Below are 15,704 nucleotides of genomic sequence, written 5' to 3' on the forward strand. Positions count from 1 at the left end.
AGTTTAAGTCGTGAGTAGATACTAGCAGTTTACACAGTGGAACTTTGCACCGAGAAATTTGATGATTAAATGATAGAGTTAATAAATGGTAAATTTATTAGTATAAGTTTTATCTAAGTGAAAGTTCAACAAAAACAATAATTTATATAGAATTTATGTATGTTGAATTTGAATGCGTTTTGAGTTGATGTTGCACTCTCTGCGTAATTCCAACAATCCTTAATTACACCGAGAATTTGATTCATAAATTGGCAAGAAATGAAGGCCTAGTTTGCCGGTAGTCCCGATGAGGAGTGGGGCTTCTAGGGTTCAAAACGGAGTTTAAAACAATGTTCGCTAAGTTTCTTAAGGACGATTCAGGCGCAACCGCAATTGAATATGGTATTTTGGCAGCATTCATTGCAGTAGCAATCATTACTGCAGTTACATTGCTTGGTGATGATTTGACAGCAGTATTCAAGAATATTTCTACTCAGCTTCAAGGTGCGAAAACTGCTGCGCCGAACACTTAAAACATATAAAACCCAGCTGTCATTCAGCTGGGTTTTATCACGAATTTTGGTTTGTTTTGCATTTATCCACCCGTCATACTCATGTGACGAGAAACAGATCCGGACTTATTATCCCTATCAATAATAAAGTCATGGCCTTTCGGCTTTCGGGCAATCGCTGATTCAATCGCTTCCGAAAGTACTTCATTTCCTTCAGATGCGCGCAGTGCAGCACGAAGATCTTTCTGGTCTTCCTGACCCAGGCACATGAACAGCTGGCCGGTACATGTCACTCGAACGCGGTTGCAGCTTTCGCAGAAGTTATGGGTCATTGGCGTAATAAAGCCGAGACGCCCACCAGTTTCCTCAATCCGCATGTAACGAGCAGGACCGCCAGTCTTGTACGGAATGTCCGTTAGAGTGTACTTGGCTGAGAGAGCTTTGCGCACATCGCTCAAAGGCAAATACTGTTCGTTTCGGTCGCCATCAATCTCACCCAGAGGCATTGTTTCAATGAAGGTGAGGTCGTGACCACGTTCGTGCGCCCACTCCAGCATTGGAACAAGCTCATCTTCGTTGAAGTTCTTCAGAGCAACGGCGTTAAGCTTGATTTTGAGCCCTGCCTTCTGAGCAGCCTCAATCCCGCTAAACACTTTCTGGATATCACCCCAACGCGTAACGTCCTTGAACTTCTCAGCGTTCAATGTGTCGAGAGAAACGTTGATGCGGCGAACCCCTGCTTCAAACAGCTCTTCGGCATATCGCTCAAGTTGTGTGCCGTTCGTTGTAATCGTAAGTTCATCAAGAGCTCCGCTGTCTAGATGGCGCTTGAGGCCACGGATAAAGCTCATAATGTTTTTACGGACGAGCGGCTCACCACCTGTCAGGCGAATTTTACGAACGCCTTTTTCGATGAAAACGGTGCAGAGGCGATCCAGTTCTTCCAACGAAAGAACGTCTTTCTTTGGCAGGAAGGTCATGTGCTCTGACATGCAATACACGCAACGCAAGTCACAGCGATCAGTCACAGAGACGCGAAGATACGTCACGGCGCGGCCGAACGGGTCAATCAATGCTGGGTGCGCACCCTGCTGTTTGTCCTCGGCATACTGCCCCATGGAAACCTCCACTTCCGTCTCTCTGAAACCGTCGAATTTAACAATTCTAATGTAGTACGCAATGAGTTAGCGTCAATCCATCAGTAAGGAGTTCCAGTGGATTTACCTAGGAAAATATCTTAGAACCACAGGTATAATTCCTAGATCATCAATACTGAGTTCCGTGAACTTGGGCAAGGACAAAAAAATATGTCAGATACACGTTGGCCTACGCAAATTCACTTAAAAAACAATGGAAAAAATCTTGAAATTACTTTTGATGATGGCTTCGAAGTTTCGTTTACCTCGGAGTTTCTGCGGGTGATGTCGCCCTCAGCAGAGGTTCAGGGCCATACACCAGATCAAAGAAAAGTGATCGCGGGAAAGAAGGATGTCTCGATAATCGGTGTTGATCCGGTCGGAAATTACGCAGTTAAACTGACATTTGATGATCTGCACGATACCGGCATTTTTACCTGGGCGTACTTCCAGGAGATGGAAGAGCAACGAGATTTTTTGTGGAATCGTTATCTGAAAGAACTGGAAGAACGTGGGCTCTCAAGAGAGCTTGGCTAAAAGGGCTGGCGAGCAACCAGCCCCATGCATTTTAGCGTAGAACAACAACCTTCGTGCCAACGTTGACGTTGTCATAGAGGTGAATGACGTCTTCGTTTGCCATTCTGATGCAGCCTGAAGATACAGCAGAACCGATAGTCCATGGCTCATTGGAGCCGTGAATACGATAGATCGTGCTGCCGATATACATGGCGCGTGCACCAAGTGGGTTGTTCGGACCACCTTTCATGAAGGAAGGCAGGATGCGGCCTTTGCGGCGCTCACGTTCGATCATGACCTTCGGTGGTGTCCAGCTTGGCCATTCCGCCTTGCGGGTGATGCGGTGTGTACCTGCCCACTGGAAGCCTTCGCGCCCGACGCCAACACCATAAACCATGGCCGTACCATTGCCACGGATATGATAAAGACGACGATCTTTCGTGCTGATTACAATCGTGTTCGGGCCGTAAGAGCCATTGTAGCGGACTTGCTTGCGTTTGATGGGAGACTTGCCGTGTTGAGCGGAGCCATAAGTCACCCACTTCTTGGATGCGTGATCAAAGAACTTTCCAGAAGCCGCAGCGTCTGCCTGTGTTCCGGTAAACAGTGCTGCAAAGCAAAGTGCAACACTCGCGATAAGTATGCGCATTGAATACCCCCTGGGATATTGTTGTTTGTTTTATCTCGTTTGCATGAGGGAATTTATGCAGCGAGTAGGGAGACGCTCGCAGCTTAGAATGTCAAATCTATTAATTGTTGAAGTAATACAGACTACAACTGCCGCTATATGCTTCTTATGGCAAAGGATTTTACTAATGATCCATTCGAAGCTGATTTACATTCGTCTCGAGCTTAAATTGCATCTAGCTAAAACACTAATTAATCGACAAAAGTAAGAATGAATAATGCTAATTTGATGTTTGATTGATTGAAATTGTCACGAACTTTGGGCACAAAAAAGGGCACTTCGAAAAGCGCCCTAATTCAGTAAATCCTGAGACCGAGTAGTTAGCTCAGGTTCAGCTCTTTAAAGAAGTCATTCCCTTTGTCGTCAACCACGATGAAGGCAGGGAAATCTTCCACTTCGATCTTCCAGACAGCTTCCATACCAAGCTCTTCGTATTCAACCACTTCAACGCTCTTGATGCAGTCCTGAGCCAATCGTGCAGCTGGGCCGCCGATGGAACCTAGATAAAAACCACCATGAGCCTGACAGGCACGACGTACGCCCGCAGAGCGGTTACCTTTTGCCAGCATGACCATGGAACCGCCAGCAGCCTGGAACTGATCGACATATGCGTCCATGCGGCCCGCTGTTGTCGGGCCGAAGGAACCGGATGGCATGCCTTCAGGTGTTTTTGCAGGGCCTGCGTAATAGACAGGGTGGTTCTTGATGTAATCAGGAAGCGGTTCACCGGCCTCAAGGCGATCACGCAGTTTCGAGTGCGCAAGGTCGCGGGCCACGATTAACGGGCCAGTCAGCGACAGACGGGTCTTGGTTGGGTGCTTTGTAAGCTCGCCGAGAATTTCGCTCATCGGGCGTGTCAGGTCGATCTTCACGACATCATCAGAAAGATCGCTATCAGTGACTTCTGGCATATAAACTTCAGGGTTCCGCTCCAGATCTTCAAGGAAAATGCCTTCCTTGGTGATCTTACCGGTCGCCTGACGGTCAGCAGAGCAGGAAACACCAATGCCGATTGGTAGAGATGCGCCGTGGCGTGGCAGGCGGATAACACGCACATCGTGACAGAAGTACTTGCCGCCAAACTGAGCGCCAACACCGCTGGACTGGGTCAGCTTGTGAATTTCAGTTTCCATCTCCAGATCACGGAAAGCGTGGCCGCCTTCTGAGCCTTCAGTTGGCAACTCGTCCAGATAACGGGCAGACGCAAGCTTCACGGATTTTAGGTTCAGTTCAGCAGAGGTACCACCAATAACAATTGCCAGATGGTAAGGAGGACAGGCTGCAGTTCCCAGAGTAAGGATCTTCTCTTTTAGGAACTCAATCATACGATCACGGGTCAACAGGCTTGGAGTGCCCTGAAACAGGAAAGTCTTGTTTGCAGAGCCGCCGCCTTTTGCCATGAACAAAAACTTGTAGGCATCATCCCCCTCAGCATACAGCTCAATCTGAGCTGGCATGTTGTTCTTGGTGTTCTTCTCTTCGAACATGGAGAGAGGTGCCAGCTGGGAGTAGCGCAGGTTCTTCTTGAAGTAAGCGTCACGAGCACCTTCGCCAAGTGCCGCTTCATCGTTGCCATTGGTCCAGACCTTGCGGCCTTTCTTACCCATCACGATTGCTGTGCCGGTGTCCTGACACATAGGCAGAACGCCAGCTGCTGCAATATTCGCGTTTTTCATGAGATCAAAAGCAACAAACTTGTCGTTTGCAGTTGCTTCAGGATCATCCAGAATTTTCCGCAGCTGCTCAAGGTGAGAAGGGCGCAGGAAGTGGTTGATGTCTTTAAATGCTTCTTCAGCAAGCAGGCGCAAGCCCTCTTGCTCCACCTTCAGGACTTTTTCTCCGTCAAACTCAACTTCGCTAACAAACTCGGAAGTCAGCTTGCGATACGGGGTCTTGTCCTTACCCAATGGAAAAAGAGAGGTGTGAACGTACTCGGGAGCAAGTGTTTCAGACATCTTGGCACTCTCTGGCTATTTTGGTGTACAGCTGTACACTGTTGAATTTGCTGAGCGCCGTTTTATAGAGAAAAAGCCGAGGGGCAAAGCCCCTCAGCCTTCAAAATTCGTCAAATTTACTAGATTACGCCGAATTGACGAGAGACGTGGTGGAAAATGCAAGCCTCTCTCACGGGCAGGTCATTAACGTGTCGCGTAAAGATCCAGCTTCACAGTAACTTTGTTGCTGACGGTGCTGTCTGGCACGCCATCACCAATCTTGAAGTCACCGCGTGAAAGTGTGGCTTCACCAACAGCGTGAGCCGTGTCACCTTCAATGGTCAAAGTGAAGGGAAGGAACACAGCAATCTTGGCGCCTTTAAGCTCCAAAGTGCCAGCTGCTTCATAAAGATCACCGCCAGCTGGAACCACATTGTCAACGCGGAAGATGGCATCTGGGTAGCTGGAAATGTCCAACCACTGTGCTGTGGTGATTGCACCCGCAGCCTGAGCGTCTTCTGTCTTCACGCTTCCGGTGATGATGGTGGCCTGAATCTGAGCATTCTCAAGATCAGCTTTGTCGAAGATGATCTTTGCATTCCAGGTTGCAAATGTACCGGTAACGGTATTTCCGTTATTGATGACTTCAAAGCCAAGCGTACTTTTGTTGCGATCTACGTACCATTCTTCAGCAGAGGCTGTAGAAGCTGCTGCTACCAGAATGAATGCCAAAATTGCGCTGGCTTTAAAGAACAAATCGGTCAATCGTTTCATAGTTTTCTCCGGATCCTCAAATTAAGCCTTTGAGGACAACATACGCTGTAAGACTTTATCCTTGGATATGAAGTAGTGCTTAAGGGCAGCTCCAACATGAGCGAGGATCACTGCGATAAACGCATACGCAGCCCAGCCATGCACTGCGGTGAAGAACGCAGACACATCCGCTTTTTGCCCCAAAAACTCAGGTGTTGGTAGGTGCGGAATCTCAAAGAGGTTAAAGAACACTGACGGAAGACCCAGCGGGCTGGATGAAACCAGAAGCCATCCTGTCAGTGGCATAATCAGCATTAAAGCATAAAGGCTGATGTGTCCCAGATGCGCAGCCAGCTTCTCCCAGCCAGGCATCTCAGCAGGCAGATCTGGGGTGATGCTTGTAATCTTCCAGAGAATGCGCAGCGCAACAAGCGCAAGAACGACAAAGCCAATGGATTTGTGAAGCTGATAAAGAGAGTAGGTTGCTGGCTCAAAAATTGGCAGGGTCACCATGTAGAGACCAAACCCAAGCATACCAATAATGAGCGTGGCTATGGTCCAGTGCAACGTGATCGCAACAATGCCATAGGCTGATCGTGTATTTCTGATCATGGAGAAATCCTTTGATCAAGGGAAGGGACGTTACAGCCCCTTCGCCAAGGTTATATGGTCTGCTGGGACATTTGCTTCCGCATGCAGGCCAGAACCATTACTTAATGGTCGCTTCGAAGCTGATTTTGATGTTCACTTCGTCAGAAACGTAAGGAACAGCCATTGCCATGCCGAAGTCGGAGCGCTTGATGGTTGTTGTTGCATCAAGGCCAACAGCTTTCTTCTTAGCCATTGGGTGTTCAGCGATCTGGTTTACAACCACTTCAAGAACGGTTGGCTTGGTAACGCCGCGGATAGTCAGGTCACCAGTCACTTCCAGATTCTTTTCACCAACCTGCTCAACCTTGGTGGACTTGAATGTTGCGGATGGGAATTTTGCAACGTCGAAGAAATCAGCGCTCTTCAGGTGCTCATCGCGTTTTGCCCAGAAGGTGTCGAGGGAGTTAACGTCAATCTCAACATCAACTTTGGAGTTCGCAGGGTTTTCTTCATCGATGATCAGGGTAGGGGTCCAGGTGCCAAAGCGACCATCAGTGGTGGAGTAACCCAGGTGGTTGTAGTCGAACGCCAGATTTGCGTGGGACATATCAACGTCGTATGCAACTGGTTCAGCAACTGCTGCTGTTGCGAGGAAAGAAGCTGCAACTGTGAGCATTCCGAAGCGAACTGATTTCATTGTAATCTCCAATTTCTGTTGAACTGTGAACGTCAAGCTTGGGCATACAATTGGCACATGTTTCGGGAATTGCAATTAAACGCATTGTTCAGCCTGAGTGCACAATCACGGAAAAGTCAGCAATAACGCCGATTTTTGCAAACATTGTTACGGAAATGAGTTGTCACTGTGGCAACATAATGGAGATTGTAAAACCAGCTGATACAACTGCAAAAATATAAGGGTTTTACATCACATTTTCGTGTGTGATCTATCAGTTGCTGGCTGTTTGGTAACAGCAGAAAAGGAGGCACGCCAAGGCGCCTCCTGAAATAGCCTCTAAGGCTTGTAAGTGAAGAGAATTCCGTTCTTGTCACGCAGAACTTCAAATTTCTCTTTCTTCAGCGCATCACGCAGATTTGGCAGAACACTCTTATCATCTGCGATAAGCATATAACCACCAACACGAAGGTACCCAAGCATACGCTGCAGAAGTTTGACGCGCGCATTGTTTGGCAGCTCGTGGAAAAAGCGGTCAGCCACAATCGCATCAAGGTCTTGAGGCGGGGTGTAACCAAGCGCATCAGCATGGACGATCTCAATCGGCAGGTTCTCAGCTTCAGCACGTTCCTGTAACTGGTTCAGGCCAACTTTGGAGCTATCGACCGCAATGACGTTGTAACCGCGCTTGGCGAGAAAAATCGCATCACGTCCCTGTCCGGCACCCAGATCAAGAATAGTCCCGCTATCGAAATCCAGATTGGAAAACAATGTCGTAAATTGCTTGGAGGTATGGCCGAAGTAACTTTCGTCCTTGGCGTAAATCTTATCGTATTTCTGCATAACTCAGCCTGCATGGATCTTTAAAGAAAGCATATACAGGATCGCAGAAAATGAACAAGCCCAACCAGTGAGTTGCCAGCTGGGCTTATCGCTTTAAGTAAAGCTTTGCTTCATGAAAACTGTCGGACTACCCATATAAGTTCCATCTGTATACTTCTCAAAGCCAACTCGCTCAGCAAGGGTGACGCTGGCTTTGTTTTCTGGCGCAATAATACAATGTGCTTCAGGAAATAAACGGGAGTCCTTCAACCATGAAAGACCAAGCTCAACCGCTTCACGCGCATAACCTTTGCCGTGGAACTTGGGAGAAATCACCCAACCGGCTTCAGCCAAGCCATCAAGGCTTGGAGTGATATCGCGTTTGAAGTCAGAAAACCCAACATCGCCAATCAACTCGCCCGTATCTTTCTCAATGACGGCCCAGTACCCAAAGCCAGAAAGGCTCCAGTGCCCGGCGTATTTGAGAATACGCCCCCATGTGTCTGTAGGGCTGGAAGGCTTACCGGAAATGTAACGCACCACATCAGGATCAGCCCACAAAGCACAGCAGGCGTCAAAATCAGAGGCTTGGTGCGCACGCATAATGATGCGCTCACCTTTGAGTGTTGGCGCAGCCGTACAACGTTCTTGTTCTATAATCACGAAAGCAGTCCCCAAAAGAAAAAGCCGGAGTGATGAACACTCCGGCTCCCCACAAAATTAACAATGAGCTTTAAAGGCCAAGCCCACCAATGCAAGAGTATTTGATGTTGATGTAGTCATCGATTCCGTATTTGGAACCCTCATTGCCCATGCCGCTGTCTTTGTAACCACCAAACGGCGCATACTCTGTGGTGATCACGCCTTCGTTTACACCCACGAGACCGTACTCAAGAGCTTCCATCACGCGGAAAGTCTGCCCCAGATCCTGTGTGTAGAAGTAACAAGCCAGGCCGTACTCAGTGTCATTGGCCATCGCGATGACATCTTCTTCGCTCTCGAACTTGAAGACAGGTGCAAACGGACCGAATGTCTCTTCTTTTGCAACCTTCATGTCAGGTGTCGCGTTGAGCAGCAAAGTCGGTTCAAAGAAAGTCCCGCCCTGTGCATCCAGCTTGCCGCCGGTGATGACGGTTCCACCTTTCTCAACGGCATCTGCGATGAGTTCTTCAACTTTGGCAACTGCACCACCATCAATCAGAGGACCCTGGTTCACACCTGGTTTCAAGCCATCACCTACACGCAGCTGATCTTCAATCGCTGCCTTCAGCTTGGCAGAGAATTCTTCATAAATGCCCGCCTGAGCATAGATACGGTTGGCACATACGCAGGTCTGGCCAGAGTTTCTGAACTTAGAGGCAATCGCACCCTCAACAGCCTTATCCAGATCAGCGGAGTCAAACACGATAAACGGCGCATTGCCGCCAAGTTCCATGGAAACTTTCTTCATGTTTGCTAGTGCTTTGGAAGCCAGTTGCTTTCCAATTGGAGTGGAGCCGGTGAAGGTGATCTTGCGAACCTTCTCGTTCTCGCAAAGCTCATCTGCAATCTGAGCTGCAGAGCCTGTGATGATGTTGATGACACCAGCAGGGATGCCAGCCTTCTCAGCAAGCTCACCAAGGATCAAAGCGGAATAAGGGGTCTGGCTTGCAGGCTTGGCAACAACCGTACAGCCGGAACCAAGAGCCGCAGCCAACTTGCGACCCAACATGGAGCTCGGGAAGTTCCATGGTGTAATGGCACCAACAACACCTACTGGCTCTTTGGTCACCATGATGCGGCGGTCTTTCCATGGAGAAGGGATCACATCACCATAAACGCGCTTGCCTTCCTCAGCGAAGAAACGAATGTAATTGGCCGTGATAGCAACTTCACCTGTCGCCTCTGCAAGAGGCTTACCCATCTCAATAGTCAGCAGTTCGGCAAGTTCTTTCTGGTTCTCAGTAATCACATCAGCCCAACGCAGCATAAGATTGCAACGCTCAACCGCAGTCATCTTAGACCAGACCGCAAATGCTGCCTGTGCTGCATCGATGGCTTCAACCGTTTCAGAGCGACCAAATCGAGGCACACGGCCAATGATTTCACCGGTTGCTGGATTGTTCACTGAGATGGAGTTGCTTTCATCTCCGCTAACCCATTTGCCCCCTATGAGACAGGCTTCACGAAGGAGCGGAATTTCTTTGGTGAGTGAGAGTGTTGAACTCATGAGTATCTCCTGAATGAAGTCATATCCCGGCAGAACTGGGGAAGAGACAGAGAGGTAAGATCGGCTAATGGCGTAACCCGACTACACATATAAGTGGTAGATCTAGGAAAAACACCTAGTTCCCCTAGGATTTGCAAAGAATGATCCATTCTGCAATGCAAATCCGTGGTTCAAACCACTGTCTCTTTCTCAATGGATTGCGGATAGATCCAAAACTCACGCAGTTATAAGCCGTTACGGCACAGTCCTTCGGACAGAGCCTGCCGGAAAAATCTGGAATGATATCATTCCCAAAATCCCGTTATCCAGTATGTTTCTGCTGTTTTGTCATCCTCGTTTCTTGCATGCCTCAATGCATCGAGGTTTGCACACCAATCGAGAGCAGGCTTCAATTGTGCTCCGGCGCAAAATATGTCACGAGCGATTTGTTAAGAACGCAAATAGTTTAAAGGCGCCTCATGTCAGACACGGTCAATCTCACATTACAAGAAGCACGCAAACTTACCATCGATGCTCTGTCTGCGAATAAAACAGATCCAGCAGTTGCTGAGATTGTTGGGCAAGCGCTGGTGAATGCTGAGGTTGATGGACAGGGAGGTCATGGCCTTTCCAGAATACCATCCTACACAGCACAAACCCGCACCGGAAAAGTAGATGGCTATGCCAAACCGGAAGCCGAACTGATCACGCCTGTCGTGCAACGGATCGATGCCAAGTTTGGTTTTGCCTACCCAGCCATCGAAGTTGCATTGCCTTTCCTGAAAGAAGCCTCAGCAAAAAACGGTCTTGCATTAAGCGCAATCCGCCATTCCCATCACTTCGGACAGGCAGGCGCGCATTGTGAGCGGCTGGCTCGGGACGGAATGGTTGCGTTCATCTTTGGCAATGGACCAAAAGCAATCGCTGCCTATGGTGGCAAGAACCCCATGTTTGGCACCAACCCAATTGCATTTGCTGCACCAAATGCAGACGGCGAGCCACTTGTCATCGATCTGGCGCTGTCTCGTGTAGCTCGCGGAAAAATTATGGCTGCACAGCGCACTGGCAAAACCATCCCAGAAGGCTGGGCACTGGATGCAGAAGGTCAGCCAACCACGGATCCGGACGCAGCACTGGCCGGAACCATGATCCCGATTGGAGAGGCGAAGGGGGCCGCGTTGGCAATGATGATTGAAATCCTCGCAGCAGGCTTGTGCGGAACAGCATTTGGGTTTGAGGCCTCCAGCCTGTTCTCAGGAGAAGGCGATGCGCCAAACCTTGGGCAAGTCATCCTCACAATCAACGCAGATCTTGTCTCAGACGGCGCATTCGCAGAACGCATGCAAACAATGGTGGCAGCTATTGAGGCAGAGCAGGGGGCTCGATTGCCGGGAACCTCACGTCTGGCAGCACGTGAGAAGGCCCGTCTGAACGGTATCAATTTGCCAAAGCCAATTTATGAGGAAGCTGTCCGGCTCGCTGGGCACTCAGCCTAGTCGTACTCCCGCTCATAATAGAAGCCAGCTTTTGCATCCCCGTCTGAGCTGGCTTCCCCGCGCAGCTTCAGGAACTTGGTCACATCGATATCTACCGTCGCCGCATTATCACCTGTGGTTGGTTCTTGCGTGACGCCTAGATAAATGCGCTCGTTGATATAACCACCCACGGCCAGTTCTGGATTACCTTCAGCATCAAAGTTGATGTCGATATCACTGACGCCCAGTAGATTGCGCAATGTACCCAAAGGTCCTTCTGCTCCACTACCACCTGTAAGCGTAGCAATGGCGCTCGCAAGCCGAGCCAACTCAACTGGCGACAGATCATTGACAGATTCACCAAAGAGCAGCTGAGAGACGATCTCATCTTTCGGCAGGCTTGGAACAGATGTGAAGTCAATCACAGGAACGTTCGCAGGGCCACTAACCAAAACAGTCACCTCAGTTGAGCCAGAGGTTGTTGTAGCGGCAAAATCAAGAAACGGCACCAGAGACCCACTGAAAGTTACATTTCCGCGGCTGAGGGTGAGTCTCTTGGAGAGGATGTCGATCCGTCCGCGAACCAGCGAGAAGGCTCCCACGGTCTGAATATTGCTCACCGTACCGCCAATGTTGAGGGAGCCACCTGCTTCAGCATTCACACCGCGCCCGCGAATAAAGATCTTACCCGGAGCTTCAACATCCACATTCAATGTGGCTTTCTCTATTGGGCTGCTCTCATTGCCTTTCTTCGGGTTCTCACGACCTTCATCCTGAGCAAGTGCCTTTGATTGAGCTAAAACAGGCTTCGGTGCATTCAAATGCCGAACAATGACCGGATTGATGCTTGAACTAAAGGAACTTGGGATCTCAATATCAGCTTGCTCAATAACCACTTTACCGCCAATTGCAGGTGGTGATCCCGTATCCCCAAGAGAACCTCGAAGCGACAGGTCTGCGTTAATCAAGGCGCTGACAAACGTTCCATCAACATACCGACCACCATCAATGACCAGATCGATCTGCGCAGGAAGTGCTTCACCCAGACCTAGCTTGCCATCCAGTTTGAGCGTTCCGCCATTGATGAACTTGGCGCCTAGAGCATTGATGATAACTTCTTGCCGAGTTATATGAATGGCACCGCTATAGTCATTCAGCGTCATGCCAGTTGAGAGCTGCGTTGTTTCCAGCTGATTTGGCCGAATCTCCATCGCAATCTGCGGATCTCGCAGACTTCCGGTAACCGAGCCGTTCAACTGGAAACCGCCGCTACCGCCAAAGCCCAGTTCGATCAGTTTTGCTCCAACAACGTCTAGCGGGATGTTGCCGTTTGCAGTCAGTGAAACATTCTGAGCGCCGGCAATGCCGACTTTTCCGTTCGCTTGAAGGTTCAGTCCGGCGCCATTTGTAACCGCTGTTTTTTGATTGACCTCGTTTCCCGCAAAAGAGCCTGTGCTCGTGATTTGCAGCGGCAAAATTCTGTTATCTTTGAGCGGTTTTGCAGAGAAGTCATTCAGTGCAAGGTTCCAGCTGACTTCTGGCGTATCCACCTTGCCAAAAGCCCGTGCTTCTCCGTTGAGCGTACCGTCCAGTTCCAGAGACGGAACAAATGCATTGGCCAGCGAAAGCGGCAGTTGGTTCATCCTGGCGGTAATGTTCAGCTCAGTGCTGTCGGTGCCCGAAACTTGCAGTGATCCGCTACCGAGTTCTAGTTCAAAGGACGTGACAGTACGCCGATCTTCCAACAACGAGATGGTGGTAGGCTGCTTGAGATTGGCTTGAATGCCTTTGTAAAGTCCTTGCAATTTGCTGACTTTGATCTGAAGTCCGTTAGGTACAGCCTGCAGTACACCGCTGCTTTTAAAATTGTCATTGTTTTCCGCAAAAGCCGCATCAATCGTGAAACCAGTAGCAATGGCTGAGCTGGTTGAACCTTCAACCGGCGTTGCCTCAACAGTGAGAGCATTCAAAGCCACACCTTCAACCTCAACGCCTTCCAGCTTGATACTGGCATTGGCAGAAGGGCGTGTGAAAGCTTTGTCGATCCATCCCTTGGCCATGAAAGAGCCAACGGAGCTTTCAGCAAAACGAAGGCCTTCGCTGCTAAGATCAAACTCAACCTGAGTGTGGCCATCTTTTTGCTGGATATCGATCTCCCCTTGGGCCCGGCCTTCCATCTCAGTCAAGGCCAGCGGGGAAAGTGTGCTCAGATCATTTGCTGCAATTGAGAAGTGCCCCACCAATCCCAATGGAAGCTGGGCAAGATCATCCGCATGCGCATTACCGGAAACCTTGTTACCACCCAGATCGAACTCAAGTGTTGGAACTGAGAGTTTGCTATCTTCACTCACCAGCTTGAACTGACCGGCCAGTTCTTCTCCCTTGAAGCGCCCGCTCAGATTGATGTCCGCATTGGGGGAGGTCTCAGAGAGTTTAGCGTCTGCGGATAGCTTCAACTGCTCAAGAGGCACGCCATCCATTTCAATCCGCTCAGACTGAACCTGTAACGTAACATTTGGTGCATTGGCACTGCCTGATATTGTGCCGTTTGCAGAGAGCATACCTCGGACACGTGGCTCCAGAAGCTCAAGTTCGCGGATTAGAGCAGAGAAGGCACCTTCTGTTTGCCTATCTTGTAAGCTGCCATGGGCTTCAATCTGGCCAAAGGCATTCTCAAAGCGGAGTGTCTCCAACTGTCCATAAGACGCCAGCAAATCATTGCTATTGAGTGTGGCTGAAAGCTTAGCTGCAAACCGGCTTGGAGAAACAAGAACACGGTCCAAACTCTCATTTTGCAGGCGCACCCGGCTGCTGGTGCCTTCTAGATTTATATCACCTGATTGCTTAGTGAAATCTGCCAGAACTGCGAGTTGAGCTTCCACAGAACCAGCAAACTCTTGCTGCACAAAGCTCGAGATAAATCCGAGATCTGAAATTGAGATACTTCCCTGTGCCTGCCCGTTGCTTGGAGTAACTTCGACCAAGTTAAACCGTGCAGTCGCTCCAGCTGTCTCCGCATGAAGCTCGCTCAGCTCCAGTTTTTGCTGGTTGGGAAGAGCGGTTCCTTTCATGGAAACCGTAAAGCTCTCAAGCACTTTATTTTGTGCTGCCGCAAAGTGAGACCCGTTGACCTGAAGGTCGGCTTCCAAAGGAATGGAGATCAGCTGTTCAGATATCTTCGCTCTATCGCCTTTTGCTCTAAGAGTAATCTGGTCTACATCGACATCTTGTGTGGTCAACTGATTTGCGTTTGCAAACAAATCCCAGTTCAGGTTCTCCAGAGGCCCGGAAGCGGAAGCATTAAGAGCGAAGGATCCTAGACCAACAACTTGCCCATCAGTGACAAACTGCAAAGGACGGTTGCTGCCTTCAATAGTCTGAGCCTGAACCTTCGCGATTAAGGCGCCGCCATCAGCCGAGTAGTCATTTTCCACCTGCAACACAATGGTTCCGGTCGAAAGCTTAGCTTGAGCCGACAGAGGCAGATAACTCTCATTCAGCGTAGCTGTTGCAAACCACGACGTTTGTCCTGCAAAGAGGCTGGAGGCTGTTGCTGGGAGAAACTGAGCCAGTTCTCCTGATAGGTTTGTGGTCAGCGTTTTTTGCATGCCGCTTTGCGTTAGCGAAACATCTCCCTCAACTGCACGGGCATTGTTCAGATCGACCTGAAGGGAGGAGGTCCAATCTGACAACGGTCCGCCACCTTCCATACGAAGAGCGAAACTAGGTGCTCCTTGAAGGTCGAGGAGATGTGCGGCCAAACCGTTTGCTGCCTCTGAAACAGTCGCCTTGAAATTGAAGATGCTATCAGCGGGAGCAAAGTCTACATCTAGGTTTGCCGAACCCTGTATCTCTCCAAAACGAGTGATGCTGATCTGGCCTTTAACTTTTTCTGGAGTGCTGGAATAGGCTGCTGAACCATCGATCATAAACTTCGCAGGCATCCCGGCAATCTCTGCTGGAAGTGTAACCTCTGAGATCTTAAGCTGCTTAAACTCAATAGAGCTGAAGGGAAGGGAGATACCTGTCTCTTCTGAAGCGGGGGGCTTTTCAGTGGTTGTTTCTGTAGCTTCAGGAAGACGAGCAAGCATCACCTGCTGCGCTGCAATCTCTTGCACATCGAGTGATCCAACCAAAAGAGCTAGAGGGGACCAGTGTACAGAAGCTCGCTGTACCACCAGCCACTCGCCCTTCATATCTTCAATTATCACGCGTTCAGCATAGATGTTGCCTTCTGCTGTCAGCTGAGGTTGATCGATTGTAATGTCAGGCAAAAACGAACTGAGTGTTGATCCAAGAAACTGTCGTCCGGCACTAAAACTAGTCGTCACCACAAGTCCGGCATAAATCACCAGTACCAGCACAAGAAGAAGAGCCAGCAGTTTGCCAAACAGGGCAGTGATGCGTCGAACCAGTTGCATTCGTTCTTTGATC

General features: G+C 49.5%; 13 protein-coding genes. 3 read left to right on the top strand and 10 right to left on the bottom strand.

Annotation, left to right across the window (positions count from 1 at the left end):
• The first annotated feature begins 329 nt into the window (after positions 1-329).
• Positions 330-512 carry a Flp family type IVb pilin gene (locus tag PSE_RS12560; protein WP_014285211.1) on the top strand — a complete coding sequence of 61 codons (183 nt, stop codon included), beginning with the start codon at positions 330-332 and terminating at the stop codon, positions 510-512.
• A 62-nt stretch (positions 513-574) separates the two neighbouring features.
• Here PSE_RS12560 and moaA read toward each other — a convergent pair whose 3' ends face one another.
• Entirely contained in the window at positions 575-1,609 is a 1,035-nt protein-coding gene (moaA, locus tag PSE_RS12565; protein WP_051125911.1) for a GTP 3',8-cyclase MoaA, read from the bottom strand.
• Positions 1,610-1,798: 189 nt separating this feature from the next.
• Between moaA and PSE_RS12570 the strand changes: the two genes are divergently transcribed.
• Positions 1,799-2,164: a gamma-butyrobetaine hydroxylase-like domain-containing protein gene (locus tag PSE_RS12570; RefSeq protein ID WP_014285213.1), complete on the top strand. Its 366-nt coding sequence runs from the start codon at positions 1,799-1,801 to the stop codon at positions 2,162-2,164.
• A 31-nt stretch (positions 2,165-2,195) separates the two neighbouring features.
• On the opposite strand, the gene PSE_RS12575 is transcribed toward PSE_RS12570, so the two are convergent.
• The 8 genes from PSE_RS12575 to PSE_RS12615 form a co-directional block, all read right to left on the bottom strand.
• Positions 2,196-2,792: a L,D-transpeptidase gene (locus PSE_RS12575; protein ID WP_014285214.1), complete on the bottom strand. Its 597-nt coding sequence runs from the start codon at positions 2,790-2,792 to the stop codon at positions 2,196-2,198.
• 359 nt (positions 2,793-3,151) lie between these two features.
• Positions 3,152-4,786, bottom strand: coding sequence for a fumarate hydratase (locus tag PSE_RS12585; RefSeq protein ID WP_014285215.1), 1,635 nt, complete (start codon positions 4,784-4,786; stop codon positions 3,152-3,154).
• 183 nt (positions 4,787-4,969) lie between these two features.
• Entirely contained in the window at positions 4,970-5,539 is a 570-nt protein-coding gene (locus PSE_RS12590) for a YceI family protein (protein ID WP_008552057.1), read from the bottom strand.
• Between the two features lie 21 nt (positions 5,540-5,560).
• Complete coding sequence (locus PSE_RS12595; RefSeq protein WP_014285216.1) at positions 5,561-6,130, bottom strand: cytochrome b; 570 nt, start codon at positions 6,128-6,130, stop codon at positions 5,561-5,563.
• 97 nt (positions 6,131-6,227) lie between these two features.
• Positions 6,228-6,806: a YceI family protein gene (locus PSE_RS12600; RefSeq protein ID WP_014285217.1), complete on the bottom strand. Its 579-nt coding sequence runs from the start codon at positions 6,804-6,806 to the stop codon at positions 6,228-6,230.
• Positions 6,807-7,124: 318 nt separating this feature from the next.
• Positions 7,125-7,628 (bottom strand): class I SAM-dependent methyltransferase, encoded by a 504-nt coding sequence (locus tag PSE_RS12605; RefSeq protein ID WP_014285218.1) that lies wholly within the window; start codon positions 7,626-7,628, stop codon positions 7,125-7,127.
• A gap of 93 nt (positions 7,629-7,721) precedes the next feature.
• The gene (locus PSE_RS12610; RefSeq protein ID WP_014285219.1) at positions 7,722-8,270 is read right to left on the bottom strand and encodes a GNAT family N-acetyltransferase; all 549 of its coding nucleotides are present in this window, start codon (positions 8,268-8,270) and stop codon (positions 7,722-7,724) included.
• Positions 8,271-8,340: 70 nt separating this feature from the next.
• Positions 8,341-9,816: an NAD-dependent succinate-semialdehyde dehydrogenase gene (locus tag PSE_RS12615; protein WP_014285220.1), complete on the bottom strand. Its 1,476-nt coding sequence runs from the start codon at positions 9,814-9,816 to the stop codon at positions 8,341-8,343.
• Between the two features lie 458 nt (positions 9,817-10,274).
• On the opposite strand from PSE_RS12615, the gene PSE_RS12620 reads away from it, so the two are divergent.
• Complete coding sequence (locus tag PSE_RS12620) at positions 10,275-11,291, top strand: Ldh family oxidoreductase (protein ID WP_014285221.1); 1,017 nt, start codon at positions 10,275-10,277, stop codon at positions 11,289-11,291.
• Here PSE_RS12620 and PSE_RS12625 read toward each other — a convergent pair.
• Positions 11,288-15,691, bottom strand: coding sequence for a translocation/assembly module TamB domain-containing protein (locus tag PSE_RS12625; protein WP_014285222.1), 4,404 nt, complete (start codon positions 15,689-15,691; stop codon positions 11,288-11,290). The two genes, PSE_RS12620 and PSE_RS12625, sit on opposite strands and share 4 nt — an antisense overlap.
• Between the last annotated feature and the right edge of the window lie 13 nt (positions 15,692-15,704).

Source organism: Pseudovibrio sp. FO-BEG1 (genome assembly GCF_000236645.1).
Taxonomy (GTDB): domain Bacteria; phylum Pseudomonadota; class Alphaproteobacteria; order Rhizobiales; family Stappiaceae; genus Pseudovibrio.